This window comes from Bradyrhizobium huanghuaihaiense (genome assembly GCF_025200885.1).
Taxonomy (GTDB): domain Bacteria; phylum Pseudomonadota; class Alphaproteobacteria; order Rhizobiales; family Xanthobacteraceae; genus Bradyrhizobium; species Bradyrhizobium huanghuaihaiense.
Map to the genome: position 1 here is coordinate 3,567,432 of NZ_CP104172.1, position 13,240 is coordinate 3,580,671.

General features: G+C 65.3%; 16 protein-coding genes. 11 read left to right on the forward strand and 5 right to left on the reverse strand.

The annotated features are described in order from the left end of the window. Positions 1–7: 7 nt before the first annotated feature. Positions 8–925 carry an ABC transporter permease subunit gene (locus N2603_RS16835; protein ID WP_018645853.1) on the reverse strand — a complete coding sequence of 306 codons (918 nt, stop codon included), beginning with the start codon at positions 923–925 and terminating at the stop codon, positions 8–10. Positions 926–1,205: 280 nt separating this feature from the next. On the opposite strand from N2603_RS16835, the gene N2603_RS16840 reads away from it, so the two are divergent. Both N2603_RS16840 and N2603_RS16845 read left to right on the forward strand, forming a co-directional pair. Then, on the forward strand, positions 1,206–1,376 hold the full coding sequence (locus N2603_RS16840) for a hypothetical protein (protein ID WP_018645852.1): 171 nt from the start codon (positions 1,206–1,208) through the stop codon (positions 1,374–1,376). Positions 1,377–1,658: 282 nt separating this feature from the next. After that, a complete protein-coding gene (locus N2603_RS16845; protein ID WP_026312441.1) occupies positions 1,659–2,183 on the forward strand; it encodes a hypothetical protein in 525 nt (174 codons plus the stop codon). Here the strand turns inward: N2603_RS16845 and N2603_RS16850 are convergent. The 3 genes from N2603_RS16850 to N2603_RS16860 all read right to left on the reverse strand — a co-directional run bounded on the left by N2603_RS16850 (position 2,145) and on the right by N2603_RS16860 (position 4,875). Continuing rightward, positions 2,145–2,537 carry a carboxymuconolactone decarboxylase family protein gene (locus N2603_RS16850; RefSeq protein WP_026312440.1) on the reverse strand — a complete coding sequence of 131 codons (393 nt, stop codon included), beginning with the start codon at positions 2,535–2,537 and terminating at the stop codon, positions 2,145–2,147. The genes N2603_RS16845 and N2603_RS16850 overlap by 39 nt on opposite strands. Positions 2,538–2,636: 99 nt before the next feature. Then, positions 2,637–3,419 carry a 3-oxoadipate enol-lactonase gene (pcaD, locus tag N2603_RS16855; protein ID WP_260389667.1) on the reverse strand — a complete coding sequence of 261 codons (783 nt, stop codon included), beginning with the start codon at positions 3,417–3,419 and terminating at the stop codon, positions 2,637–2,639. A 100-nt stretch (positions 3,420–3,519) separates the two neighbouring features. Next, a complete protein-coding gene (locus N2603_RS16860) occupies positions 3,520–4,875 on the reverse strand; it encodes a 3-carboxy-cis,cis-muconate cycloisomerase (protein WP_260389668.1) in 1,356 nt (451 codons plus the stop codon). Positions 4,876–5,045: 170 nt separating this feature from the next. On the opposite strand from N2603_RS16860, the gene N2603_RS16865 reads away from it, so the two are divergent. The 8 genes from N2603_RS16865 to N2603_RS16900 all read left to right on the forward strand — a co-directional run bounded on the left by N2603_RS16865 (position 5,046) and on the right by N2603_RS16900 (position 11,934). Then, complete coding sequence (locus N2603_RS16865; protein ID WP_018645847.1) at positions 5,046–5,492, forward strand: SRPBCC family protein; 447 nt, start codon at positions 5,046–5,048, stop codon at positions 5,490–5,492. 149 nt (positions 5,493–5,641) lie between these two features. Then, positions 5,642–6,127 (forward strand): (2Fe-2S)-binding protein, encoded by a 486-nt coding sequence (locus N2603_RS16870; protein WP_008137528.1) that lies wholly within the window; start codon positions 5,642–5,644, stop codon positions 6,125–6,127. Between the two features lie 27 nt (positions 6,128–6,154). After that, positions 6,155–6,961 (forward strand): FAD binding domain-containing protein, encoded by an 807-nt coding sequence (locus N2603_RS16875; protein WP_260389669.1) that lies wholly within the window; start codon positions 6,155–6,157, stop codon positions 6,959–6,961. Positions 6,962–7,024: 63 nt separating this feature from the next. After that, positions 7,025–7,948 carry an AAA family ATPase gene (locus tag N2603_RS16880; RefSeq protein ID WP_018645844.1) on the forward strand — a complete coding sequence of 308 codons (924 nt, stop codon included), beginning with the start codon at positions 7,025–7,027 and terminating at the stop codon, positions 7,946–7,948. A gap of 144 nt (positions 7,949–8,092) precedes the next feature. Next, entirely contained in the window at positions 8,093–9,295 is a 1,203-nt protein-coding gene (locus N2603_RS16885) for a vWA domain-containing protein (RefSeq protein ID WP_018645843.1), read from the forward strand. A gap of 10 nt (positions 9,296–9,305) precedes the next feature. Then, positions 9,306–9,629, forward strand: a complete 324-nt coding sequence (locus N2603_RS16890; protein WP_008564652.1) for an XdhC family protein — start codon at positions 9,306–9,308, stop codon at positions 9,627–9,629. 2 nt (positions 9,630–9,631) lie between these two features. Then, the gene (locus tag N2603_RS16895) at positions 9,632–10,333 is read left to right on the forward strand and encodes an XdhC family protein (RefSeq protein WP_260389670.1); all 702 of its coding nucleotides are present in this window, start codon (positions 9,632–9,634) and stop codon (positions 10,331–10,333) included. Continuing rightward, positions 10,330–11,934 carry a molybdopterin-binding/glycosyltransferase family 2 protein gene (locus N2603_RS16900; protein WP_260389671.1) on the forward strand — a complete coding sequence of 535 codons (1,605 nt, stop codon included), beginning with the start codon at positions 10,330–10,332 and terminating at the stop codon, positions 11,932–11,934. The genes N2603_RS16895 and N2603_RS16900 overlap by 4 nt, the downstream gene beginning before the upstream one ends. A gap of 166 nt (positions 11,935–12,100) precedes the next feature. Here N2603_RS16900 and N2603_RS16905 read toward each other — a convergent pair whose 3' ends face one another. Beyond that, on the reverse strand, positions 12,101–12,592 hold the full coding sequence (locus N2603_RS16905) for an avidin/streptavidin family protein (protein WP_260389672.1): 492 nt from the start codon (positions 12,590–12,592) through the stop codon (positions 12,101–12,103). 187 nt (positions 12,593–12,779) lie between these two features. On the opposite strand from N2603_RS16905, the gene N2603_RS16910 reads away from it, so the two are divergent. Further along, positions 12,780–13,169: a DUF4189 domain-containing protein gene (locus tag N2603_RS16910; protein ID WP_260389673.1), complete on the forward strand. Its 390-nt coding sequence runs from the start codon at positions 12,780–12,782 to the stop codon at positions 13,167–13,169. Positions 13,170–13,240: the final 71 nt, after the last annotated feature.

Consider the following 13,240-nt stretch of genomic DNA (forward strand, 5'->3'; position numbering starts at 1 on the left):
GCGACCGTCAGACTTTTTCGACTTCGGGACGGCCGAGCAGGCCGGTCGGCATGAAGATCAGCACGACGATCAGGATCGAGAACGCCGCGACGTCCTTGTATTCGACCGAGAAATAGGCCGACCAGAACGTCTCGATCAGGCCGATCGCAAGACCCCCGAGCATGGCTCCCGGCAGCGAGCCGATGCCGCCGAGCACGGCGGCGGTGAACGCCTTGATGCCGGCGACGAAGCCCATGAAGAAGTCGACCAGGCCGTAATAGAGCAGGTACATCAGGCCGGCGACCGCGGCGAGCGCCGCGCCGATCACGAACGTCATGGAGATGGTGCGGTCGACGTTGACGCCGAGCAGCGCCGCCATGGTCTGGTCCTGCTCGCAGGCGCGCATGTCGCGCCCGAGCCGCGTGCGCGACACCAGCCAGGTGAAGATCGCCAACAGCACGATGGTGGTGAGGACCACCATGATCTGGATGTTGGAGAGCTGGATGACGAAGCCGTCCGTGCTCTCATGCAAGGTGTAGCCCCCGGTGATGAAGGGCGGGATCGGCTTGACCCGGGCGCCCTGCGCCACCTGCGAGTAGTTGGTCAGCACGAAGGACATGCCGATCGCCGATAGCATCGGGGCGAGGCGGAAGGAGTGGCGCAGCGGCCGGTAGGCGATGCGCTCGATGGTCCAGCCGTAGAGCGCGGTGATCGCCATCGACACCAGCAGCACGACCAGCAGGATCACGGGGATCGCGGTGAGACCGAGCGAAACCAGGATCAGGAAGGTGATCAGGGCGATGAAGCCGCCGATCATGAAGACGTCGCCGTGGGCGAAATTGATCATGCCGACGATGCCGTAGACCATCGTGTAGCCGATCGCGATCAGGCCGTAGATGGAGCCGAGCACGAGGCCGTTGATGAGCTGCTGGGCGAAATAATCCATAGGCTGCCGTTACCAAACCTGACGCGGCTCAAAGGGAGCTCTTCGAGAGAGAGTGATTGAGTTTCTTCTCGGGCCCCGGCAGCCCTTGAGCGTTCTGCTGGTTTTGTAACAGGAGGGAACTGGCCGCCGCAACAGCTCACGCCTCGGCAGAAGGTCTTGTACAGAGGTCATTTTTCGTTTCCGGGTTCCGCACCTGCGAGGAACCGGGTTCCCAGGGCAACCAAAGTCGGGATCGGCCGTTATCACCGTTCTCTGACGTCCAACAAGGGAGTTTCCCCCGATGACGAAGCAGCAGAACCAGAATCCGGGTCAGCAGAATCAGAACCCCGGCCAGAAACCAGGACAGCAACAGGGCGGCGGCCAGAAACCCGGACAGCAGCAGCAGGACCCGATGCGCCAGGGCGATCGTCCCGGCCAGCAGCAGGGTGGCCAGCGCAGCCAGGACGAGTAGGGAGCCCGGGAGTGGGAGGGCCTCGCCGAAAGGCGGGGCCTTTTTTCTTTGGCGTCTTGCTCCGTCATTCCGGGATGGTCCGAAGGACCAGACCCGGAATCTCGAGATTCTCAGGTGCGTAATTGCGCACCATAGTTAGGCTCTGCGAGCCCCGGAATGACGGCGTGGGTCAGCCCGGTTAAGGTAAACAAAGGGTTTAAATTGCCGCCACAGTCTCATGCGAGTTAGCTCCCCGCAAAGCCTTCCCCCCGAAGGCGGATGGCAGGCGAAGCGGGTAGCGGCATGTTCAGGAATTGGCGGATCGGCTCGGTCAATGGCGCGCTGCTGGCGGCCTATTTCATCCCGGCCTGGGCGCTGGTCGCCTTCAACATCTTTGTTGCACCGGTGCACGGCCTCTACGAGCGTCCGAGCGTCGCGGTGGCGCTGTTCCTCAGCGATCATCTCCAGATGGCGGGGATGGACACGGTGCGGGCCGCCTGGCTGCTGGCGCTGGGACGGCTGACCGTCGTGGTGTTCTTTGCGATCTACCTCGCGCTGCTATGCATTCCCCGGACCCGCAAGAGCGGCGGCAGTGACGAGGCGCTCGCCATTGCGCTGGCGATCGGCAGCCTGATCTCGTTTGCCAGCATGGTCATGGCCTCGAAGGTCGGCGAGATGGCCGCCCTCCGTCTGCACGCCACCGAGCTTCTGCTGCTGCTGGGGGCCGCGATTGTGCTGGTGATCGAGCGGCCGGAGGCGGCGCCCAAGGCCGTCGCGGCCGCCGCGCCGCTAGCTCTTGAGCAGGCCGAGCTCCTGCACAATCGCTGAGGCTTCCTTGACGGCGTGGTTCGCCGCCGGAACGCCGCAATAGATCGCCTGCTGGAGCAGGATTTCCTTGATGTCATCGGGCGTGAAGCCGCCCTCGGCGAGCGCCGCGCGCACGTGCAAGCGGAATTCGTCCCATTGCCCGAGTGCGACCATGGTGCCGATGACGAGCACCCGCCGCGTGCGCTCGTCGAAATGCGGCCGCGTCCAGATCTCGCCCCAGGCGTAGCGCGTGATCAGGTCCTGGAAGTCGGTGTTGAAGGCATTGCGATTTGCGATCGACTTGTCGACCCAGGCATTGCCCAGCACCTTTCGGCGCACGTTCATGCCGGCATCGCGGCGCTTCTGGTCGTCCATGGTGTCCTCCTTCGTCATTGCGAGCGCAGCGAAGCAATCCAGGATCTTTCCGCGGAGGCAGTCTGGATTGCTTCGCTGCGCTCGCAATGACGGCTGTGGCTAGCCCTGCGTCAAGAACCCCACCACCGCATCCGTGAACGCATGCGGCTGCTCGACATTGGAAATGTGCGCGGCGTCGATGATGGTCATGCTGGCGCCGGGAATGTTGGAGCGGATCAGCTCGGCCGCCGAGATCGGGGTTGCCATGTCGTGACGGCCGGCGATCACCAAGGTCGGGCTCTTGATCTTCTGCAACAGCGCGCGCTGGTCGAGCGTCGACAGCGCCTCGCAGCAGGCCAGATACCCTTCGACGGGGGAAGCGAGCAGCATCGCCTTCATCTTCGCGGTGATCTCAGGCTCGCGCTCGCGGAAATCGGCCGTGAGCCAGCCCGCAAGCACGGCATCGGCGACCACTGCGATGCCGCCCTTCTTCACGGCGTCGATACGCTCCAGCCATTTGGTCGGCTCGGCGTAATAGCAGGAAGTGTTGGCGAGAATGAGCTTGCCGAAGCGCTCCGGCGCGTTGGCGCCCAGCCATTGCCCGACCATGCCGCCCATCGACAGGCCGCACCAATGCACCTTCTCGATGTTGAGGTCGTCGAGGATCGCGAGCACGTCGCGGCCGAAGCGCTCCATCGTGTAGGGGCCGGGCGGAACGTTCGACTTGCCGTGGCCACGGCGGTCGTAGCGGATGACGCGGAAGATCTGCGTCAGCGCCTTCATCTGCGGCTCCCACATCTGCAGCGTGCAGCCGAGCGAGTTGGAGAGCATCAGGGTCGGCCCGCCGTCGCGGCCCTCGACGGAGACGTTGATGAGGCAACCGTCGGCATCGATCATGGGCATGGCATGTTCCTCGTCATGCGTGGGCTTGACCCGCGCACCCATCCAAGAAGCGGAATCTATCCAGGATGATGTCATTGCCGGGTCAAGCCCGGCAATGACATCAGGAGAGATCCAACGAATCGAGCAGGCGGTCGATCAAGGCCTGCGAAGCCCCTTGATAGGCCATCGGCTCGAACAATGCCGCAATTTTTTCCGGCGTCAGATGCGCGGTGACCTGCGAATCGGCTGACAGCACCTCGCGCAGATGCTTCTTCTCGGCGACCGCGCGCTTGCTCGCGGCCTCGATCAGATGATGCGCATCGCTCTTGCCGATCTTGTCGGCCAGCGCAAAGGTGACGGCCTCGGCCATGATCAACCCGTGCGTCGCATCGAGATTGCTGCGCATGCGCGCCGCATCGACATCGAGGCCCTCGGCGATGTCGACGATCGCCGCGAGCGCGCCGGAGGCCACCAGCATCAATTGCGGCAGCGTCGGCCATTCCGCGTGCCAGGGCCCGGCGCTGCGCTCATGGTCCTGCACCTGCGCTGCAAAAATCGTGGCAGCGAGCTGCGGCGCCATGGTGGCTGCGCCGAGCGCGCTTGCGGCCGCGACCGGGTTGCGCTTGTGCGGCATGGTCGAGGAGCCGCCGCGGCCTTCGCCGGCGGGCTCGAAGGCTTCGCCGACATCGGTCTGCATCAGCAGCGAGACGTCGCGTGCGATCTTGCCGCAGCTTCCAGCCAGGATCGCGAAACTTGAAGCGGCTTCCGCAATACGGTCGCGATGGGTGTGCCAGGGCGCTTCCGGCAGCGGAAGGTTCAGCTCCTGCGCCAATCTTTCCGCAACGACGAGCCCCTTGTCGCCGAGGGCTGCGAGCGTGCCTGCGGCGCCGCCGAATTGCAGTGCCAGCCCGTCGCGACGGAGCCGCCTGAGGCGACAGCGGGCACGGGCGAGGCTTGCGGCATATTCGGCGGCCTTCAGCCCAAACGGCATCGGCAGCGCGTGCTGGAGCCAGGTCCGCGCCACCATCGCGGTGTTGCGATGGGCGCGGGCGAGCGTCGCAAAACCCTTGATGGCACGGCTGAGGTCGGCGTCGAGTGCATCGATGCCGGCGCGAAGGGTGAGCATGGTCGCGGTGTCGATGACGTCCTGGCTGGTCGCGCCCCAATGCACGTAGCGCGCGGCCTCCGCATCGGCCTTGCCGACATTGGCGGTCAGCGCCTTGACCAGGGGAATCGCGAGATTGCCGGATCGCGTTGCGGCGTCGGCGAGGGCTGCAACGTCAAACCAAGACGCCTTGCAGGCGCCTTGAATTGGCCCGACAGCGGACGCGGGAATCACGCCGGTAGCGGCCTCGGCCCGTGCCAGCGCTGCCTCGAAATCGAGCATGTTCTGCAGGGTCGACTGGTCGTCGCAGACGGCGCGCATGGCTGCGCTCGACAGCATCGGCGCGAGCAGGGGGGAGAGGGATGTGCTCATATCGTGCGGGACCTAACCATCATGGCCCGCCTCTGCCAATCCAAAACCGCTCGCGCAAGCTTTTTGCAGTTGCGAATATGCATTGCACGTGACCGGGGGCGCCCTTTCCTTTGCGGCCTCCGTGCGTTACTTGAGCAATATTATTCTGACGCGATCTCGGGAGGCACCCCATGGCCATGACAATGAACGGCGAAGTCCAGCTCGCGGCGCCGCGCGAGGCCGTGTGGGCCAAGCTCAACGATCCCGAGGTGCTGAAGGCCTGCATCCCCGGCTGCGAGGAGCTGGAGAAGACCGACGATGGCGGCTTCCGTGCAACGGCAAAAATGAAGGTCGGGCCGGTGTCGGCGCGCTTCAAGGGCAAGGTGATGCTGTCAGATCTCGACCCGCCGAACGGCTACAAGATCTCAGGCGAAGGCGAGGGCGGGGTGGCTGGCTTTGCCAAGGGCGGGGCCGCGGTCAAGCTCGCGGAGAAGGACGGCGGCACGCTGCTTTCCTACGACGTCGAGGCGCAGATCGGCGGCAAGTTGGCGCAGCTCGGACAGCGCCTGATCAACGGCACCGCCAAGAAGCTGGCCGACGAGTTTTTCGCGAACTTCGCCAAAGCTGTACAGGGCTAGCGGTACAGGGCTGAAACCTATCGCCTTTCGGCATGGCGCCTTGCGTCCGGGGTGATGTTGCCCCAGGGGACAATGGCCCATATGATGGGTTGGAATAATTATAAGAACCGCTTCGACGGGACCCGTCGGGGCGCTGATAGAGAGTGCTTATGGCAAAAATCTCCCTCATCGTGAACGGCAATCCTGTGACGGCCAACGTCGATCCCCGCACGCTTCTGGTGCAGTTCCTGCGCGAGAATCTGCGCCTGACCGGCACCCATGTCGGCTGCGACACCTCGCAGTGCGGCGCCTGCGTCGTGCATCTCGACGGCAAGGCCGTGAAGTCCTGCACCACGCTTGCCGTGATGGCCGACGGTCACGAGGTCAAGACGATCGAGGGACTGGCCGCCGACGGCGCGCCGCTGCATCCGATGCAGGAAGCCTTCCGCGAGCACCATGGCCTGCAGTGCGGCTTCTGCACGCCCGGCATGATCATGACCGCGATCGACATCGTGCACCGCAAGGGCAACGAGCTCGACGACCACACCATCCGCGAGGAGCTGGAAGGCAATCTGTGCCGCTGCACCGGTTACCAGAACATCGTCGCCTCGATCTCCGCCGGCGCCAAGGCGATGGCGAAATCCGATCTCGCGTAACGCGCACCCCGCGATCAGGACATTCAGATGTACGAATTCAAATATCATCGCCCGGGCACCGTGCGCCAGGCGGCCAACCTCCTGGTGAAGAACGAGGACGCCAAGGTGATCGCCGGCGGCCACACGCTGATTCCCGTCATGAAGCAGCGCCTCGCAAGCCCGCCGCATCTGGTCGACCTCTCCCACATCGAGGGGCTCAACACGATCGAGATGAAGGGCCGCTCGCTCGTGATCGGCGCCACCGCCAAGCACGCGGAGGTCGCGACCTCCGCGATCGTCGGTGAGGCGATCCCGTCGCTGGCGAGTCTTGCCGGCGGGATCGGCGATCCTGCCGTGCGCCACCGAGGCACGATTGGCGGCTCGCTCGCCAACAACGATCCGACCGCGGACTATCCGGCTGCGGTGCTCGCGCTGGGCGCCACCATCGTCACCAACAAGCGCCGCCTCAAGGCCGAGGAGTATTTCCAGGGCCTGTTCTCGACCGCGCTGGAAGCCGACGAGATCATCACCAAGGTGATGTTCCCGCTGCCGAAGAAGGCCGCTTACGTCAAATTCCGCAACCAGGCCTCGCGCTACGCGCTGGTCGGCGTGTTCGTGGCGCGGCGTCCGTCGGACGTGCGCGTTGCCGTCACCGGCGCCGGGTCCGAAGGCGTGTTCCGCGTCGAGGCGTTCGAGGAGGCGTTGAAGAAACGCTTCGCCTCGAAGGCGATCGAAGGCATCGAGGTGCCGGCGGAAGGGCTCAACAGCGACATCCACGGCAGCGCCGAATACCGCGCGCATCTCATCGGCGTGCTGACACGGCGCGCCCTTGATGCTGCCAACGCCAAGGGGTGAGGTGAGCTCACTCCTCGGCACAAGACTTGCCCCGTGTGAGGGCGCAAACGAGACTGGCCTTTCATGACTTCAGCGGCCAATACTTCCGGTGCCATGCCGGCATCGGTCGACGCGATGCTCGAACTCCTGACCTCGCGCGGCTATCTGGCCGAGCGGTCGCTGGCGACGGTGACCTATTTGTCGCTGCGCATGGGCAGGCCGCTGTTCCTGGAAGGCGAGGCCGGCGTCGGCAAGACCGAGATCGCAAAGGTGCTGTCGGCCGCGCTGGGGCGGAAGCTGATCCGGCTGCAGTGCTATGAAGGCCTCGACGTCTCCTCGGCGGTCTACGAGTGGAACAGCGCGGCGCAGATGATCGCGATCCGGATGGCGGAAGCCGCCGGCGACACCGATCGCGATCAGCTCTCGAGCGACATCTTCGCCGACCGCTACATGATCAAGCGGCCGCTATTGCAGGCGCTGGAGCCCGACGTTGCCGGCCCGCCGGTGCTGCTGATCGACGAGCTCGACCGCGCCGACGAGGCGTTCGAAGCCTATCTGCTCGAGATCCTCAGTGACTTCCAGGTGACCATCCCCGAATTCGGCACCGTCAAGGCGCCGCATCCGCCGATCGTCATCATCACCTCCAACCGCACCCGCGAGATCCACGACGCGTTGAAGCGGCGCTGCCTCTATCACTGGGTCGATTATCCCGCCGCCGAGCGTGAGCTTGCGATCGTCAAGACGCGTGTGCCCGGCATCTCCGCAAAGCTGTCGCAGCAGGTCGTCCGCTTCGTGCAGGCGCTGCGCAACCAGGACTTCTACAAATCGCCGGGTGTCGCCGAGACCATCGACTGGGCCACCGCGCTGTCCGAGTTAGATGCCCGCTCGCTGACGCCGCAAGTGGTCGGCGACACGCTGGGCGCGCTCCTCAAGTACCAGGACGACATCACCCGCATGCAGGGCGATGCCTTGCAGAAGGTGCTGAAGGAAGCGACGAGCGAGAATTGACGCGCGCGCGTCATCACTGCTCCCGTCATTCCGGGGCGACGCGCAAGCGTCGAGCCCGGAATCCATAACCACGATCGGGAGTATGGATTCCGGGCTCGCGCCAAGTGGCGCGCCCCGGAATGACGAGGGGATGGATACGAGACCATGGCCATCAACCACCTTGCCCCCGAGCAGACCGAGCAATTCGCCGACAACATCGTCGGCTTCGCCCGCGCGCTGCGCTCTGCCGGCATGCCGGTCGGGCCGGGCGCCGTCATCGATGCCATGAGCGCGCTGCAGGTGATCGACATCGGCAACCGGTCCGATGTCTTCACCACGCTCGAGGCGATCTTCGTCAAGCGCCATGAGCACGCGCTGATCTTCAAGCAGGCCTTCAACCTGTTCTTCCGCGCCTCGGAAGAATGGAAGCACATGCTGGACTCGGTGCCGCTGCCGGAGCAGGCCAAGAAGAAGCCGCAGGCCGGCGCGCGCCGCGTCCAGGAGGCGATGTCGCAGCCGCGCATGACCGAGACGCCGCAGCACCAGGAGCAGGATCTGCGCCTGTCGGTCTCCGACAAGGAGATCCTTCAGAAGAAGGATTTTGCGCAGATGAGCGCGGCGGAGATCACCGAGGCGCTCCATGCCGTCGAGCGGATGCATCTGCCGCAGGCCGAGCTGCTGACGCGCCGGCATCGGCCCGACGCTCGGGGCCTGCGCCTCGACCTGCGCCGCACGCTGCGCGCATCTTTACGCACCGGCGGCGAAATCATCGACATCCATCGCCTCGGACGAATCGAGAAGCCGGCGCCGATTGTCGCGCTGCTCGACATCTCGGGCTCGATGAGCGAATACACCCGCCTGTTCCTGCATTTCCTGCATGCGATCACGGATGCGCGAAAACGCGTCTCGGTGTTCCTGTTTGGCACGCGCCTCACCAACGTGACCCGCGCGCTGCGCCAGCGCGATCCGGACGAGGCGCTGGCGAGCTGCTCGGCCTCGGTCGAGGATTGGGCCGGCGGCACGCGGATCTCGGCCTCGCTGCACAACTTCAACAAATTGTGGGCGCGCCGGGTGCTGAGCCAGGGCGCCATCGTGCTCCTGATCTCCGACGGGCTGGAGCGGGAGGCCGATTCCAGGCTCGCCTTCGAGATGGACCGGCTGCACCGGTCCTGCCGGCGGCTGATCTGGCTCAACCCGCTGTTACGGTTCGGCGGCTTCGAGGCCAAGGCCCAGGGCATCAAAATGATGCTTCCGCACGTTGACGAATTCCGCCCGGTACATAATTTGAGTTCGATCCAGGAGCTGATCACCACGCTCTCCCAGCCGCTGCCGCCGCATCACCGCAGCCTGATCCGCTCCGCAGCTTGAGAGGCCAGCCATGCTCGATCGCGACGAGGATATCCTGAAGGCGGCGGAGGACTGGCAGAAGGCCGGCCGTGGCGTCGCGCTTGCGACGGTTGTGGAGACCTGGGGCTCGGCCCCGCGCCCGGCGGGCTCCAGCCTGGTCATCAACGACGAGGGCACCTTCCTGGGCTCCGTCTCGGGCGGCTGCGTCGAGGGCGCCGTGGTCACCGAGGCCATGGACGTGATCGAGAGCGGCAAGCCCAAGATGCTGGAATTCGGCGTCGCCGACGAGACCGCCTGGAATGTCGGGCTATCCTGCGGCGGCACCATCCGCGTCTTCGTCGAGAAGGTCGGCTAGCCGTGAAGCTCGCGATCCTGCACGAACTCAATGCCGAGCGCGCCGCGCGTCGGCCCGTGATCCTGGTCACCGACACCGAGAGTGGCGAGCAGCGCCTGGTGAAGGCCGCCGACTTCGCCAACGACCCGCTGCGGGCCGAGCTGGACAAGCAGCTTCGCATGGGCAAGAGCGCCCATGTCGAGGCCGGCGGCAAGAAACTCTTCCTCAACGTCTACGCGCCGACCGCAAAGCTCGTGATCATCGGCGCGGTCCATATCAGCCAGGCGCTGGCGCCGCTGGCGCGCTCGCTCGGCTATGACGTCACCGTCGTCGATCCCCGCACCGCGTTTGCGAGCCCCGAGCGCTTCCCCGACATTCCGCTTGTTGCCGAATGGCCCGACACCGCGCTGCCGCCGCTCAATGTCGATGCCTATACGGCGTTCGTCGCGGTGACGCACGATCCCAAGATCGACGACCCCGCGCTGCTGCACGCCTTCGAGCGCAACTGCTTCTATATCGGCGCGCTCGGCTCGCGGAAGACGCATGCCAAGCGCGGCGACCGGCTGCGGGCGCAGGGCGCGAAGGAAAGCGACATCGCGCGCATTCACGCGCCGATTGGCCTTGCGATCGGTGCGGTCTCGCCGTCCGAGATCGCGGTGTCGATCATGGCCGAGATCACGGCGGTGCTCCGCCTGCCTCCCAAAGAAAAAGAAGAAGCGGCATGAAGTTCGGCCCGGCGAGCCCCAGGGATGCGATCGGCGGGGTGACCGTCCACACCCTGCGCCAGGGACCGCTGGTGCTGAAGAAGGGCACGACGATTGGCCCAGCCGAGGTCGAGTCGCTCGAGCGCGCCGGCATCAAGGACATCGTCGTGGTGCGCATGGAGGCGGGCGACGTCTCCGAGGACGTCGCGGCCGCCAGCATCGCGCTTGCCGTCGGCGGAGAGGGCATCCATGTCGAGCGCGCCTTCACCGGCCGCGCCAATCTGTTCGCCGCGCAGCCGGGCGTGCTGGTGATCGATCGCGCCGCGGTCGACCGCATCAACAATATCGACGAGGCCATCACCTTTGCGACGCTCACCGCCTACAAGCCGGTGGTCGAGGGCGAGATGGTCGGCACCGTCAAGATCATCCCGTTCGGCGTCGAAGGAAGCCTGCGCGATGCTGCGGTGAAGGCTGCGGGCAAGGACGTCCTGAAGATCGCGCCTTACGTGATCCAGCGCGTCGGCGTCGTCTCGACGCTGCTGCCGGGCCTGTCGTCCAAGGTGATCGACAAGACGCTACGCGTCACCGCCGAGCGCCTTGCGCCGGCCGGCGCCAGCATCATTGCCGAGCGGCGGGTCCAGCACGACGAGCGCGCGCTGTCGGCCGCGATCAAGGAATTGCTCGCGCTTGGCGCCGAGCTCGTCATCGTGTTCGGGGCGTCCGCGATCGCCGATCGTCGTGACGTGATCCCCGCGGCCGTCACCGGAATCGGCGGCGAGATCGAGCATTTCGGCATGCCGGTCGATCCCGGCAATCTCTTGCTGATCGCCCGCGCCGGCAATGTGCCGGTGCTGGGCGCGCCGGGCTGTGCGCGCTCGCCGGTCGAGAACGGGTTCGACTGGGTCCTGATGCGGCTGCTCGCCGGCATCAAGGTGACGCGGTCCGAGCTGATGGGCATGGGCGTCGGCGGCCTCTTGATGGAGATCGTGACGCGGCCGCAGCCGCGCGCGCAGCCGGAGACCGAGGGCAACAGCCAGGTCGCGGCCATCGTGCTCGCGGCGGGCCGTTCCACGCGCATGGGCGGGCCGAACAAGCTGCTCGCCGAGCTCGACGGCAAGAAGCTGGTGCGGATCGCAGCCGAGCAGGCGCTGGCTTCGAGAGCATCCGAGGTGATCGTCGTGACCGGCCACCAGACCGAGCTGGTCGAGCAGGCGCTGCAAGGCCTGAAGGTGAAATTCGTCAGGAATCCGGATTTCGCCGGCGGTATCGCCAGCTCGGTCAAGGCCGGCATCGCGGCAGTGCCGGAGACCTGCGATGGCGCCTTGGTTTGCCTCGGCGACATGCCGCTGATCGATGCCGGCCTGATCGATCGCCTGATCGACAGTTTTGCGCCGGACCGCGGCAACCTCATCGTCGTGCCCGTCAGCGAAGGCCGCCGCGGCAATCCCGTGCTGTGGTCGCGCCGTTTCTTCAAGGAGTTGATGACGCTCGACGGCGACGTCGGCGCGCGGCATCTGATCGCCAAGCACACCGAGGCGGTCGCCGAAGTGCCGGTGGATGGTGAGAGCGCCTTCCTCGACATCGACACGCCGCAGGCATTGGAAGCGGCGAGACGGGGATGAAGCTGCCGTAGGGTGGGTTTGCCTTGCGGCTGCGCGAAGCGCGGGCGCTGGGCGTAACCCACCATGTTTCCGCGTTTGCCGAACGAAGGTGGTGGATTACGCCGTGCGGACTGCGCTTCGCGCAGCCGCGAGCTAATCCACCCTACGCACGGCGTGCGTTGCTCGCCTATTTTTTCGTGTTCGACAGCTTCTCGCTGGCGGCCTTCAGGTCGACGCCGCTCTTCGTCAGCAGGGCCTTGTCGCCGCTTGAGAACGTGAAGGTGTCGGCGCCCGCGCTGATGCCGTTCCATGCGACGGCCTCGCCGAGGGACAGATACCACAGTCCCTGGAATCCAGATGAGTTATTGAGCTGTCCGGTCCAGACGGTGGTCGAGCCGCAGCCGAGGAAGTTCACCGAGAAGCTGATCGCGGTGCCGGTGTTGCCGTAGGCCAGCCAGCCCGTCACGCCCTGCGGCTTGCCCTCATCGCAACTGCTCGCCGCGTTGTTGGTGTAGGTCCCCGCGATCGCGCCCGTGTTCTGGTTGAAGCTGGTGATGGCCAGCGTCGAGCCGTACTGGTTGGTCCAGGTCCAGTTCACCGACTGCGCATGCGCAGGCAGGGGCCCGATCAGACAAGCCGACGCAACGATTCCGAACAGCACAGCATTGATTGGACGCATGATCGTCTCCTCCGGCTCTCTGCTTGGCGCTCCACGACCTTAAATAACGCGATTTGGAATTACAACTATAAAGTGTATGATGCGGCATCACTATTCCGGCATGGCTTTTCAACCACTCGTTCACCAAGTGGAAACGACCGGCGCTTAGAGTTCCCTCCACCTGCCTTGGGGGTGAGGGGTTTTTTCCATGGCTTCGAACGTCGTCGCGCGCCGTTGCGCGATGTTTTTCTTTGCGCTGTCGGTCTGTGTTGCCGGTGCCCGCCACATCACGAATGCTCACGCGGCCGGCGCCTTTGCAGTCGGCAAGTGCGGCGCCTATGGCCAGGCCTTTGATTATGGCGCCGAGCACGAGGCCCGCGCCGCGGCGCAGAAGCAGTGCAAGGGCGACTGCACCACCGTGACGATGAAGCGCGCCTGCGCCGCGATGTCGGTCGACATGACCAACCCCTGCGGCGCTTACGGCTATGCCGTCAAGCCGAAGATCTCGGTCTCGCTCAACGCCGCAACGCGCGAATGCTACAAATACGGCGGCAAGGAATGCGTGATCCGCGCCTGGGCTTGCGACGCCAAGGGTTGATTTCTGGCTCAGTCATTCCGGGGCGCGCGTAGCGCGAACCCGGAATCTCGTGCGATAATCTCCAGATTCCG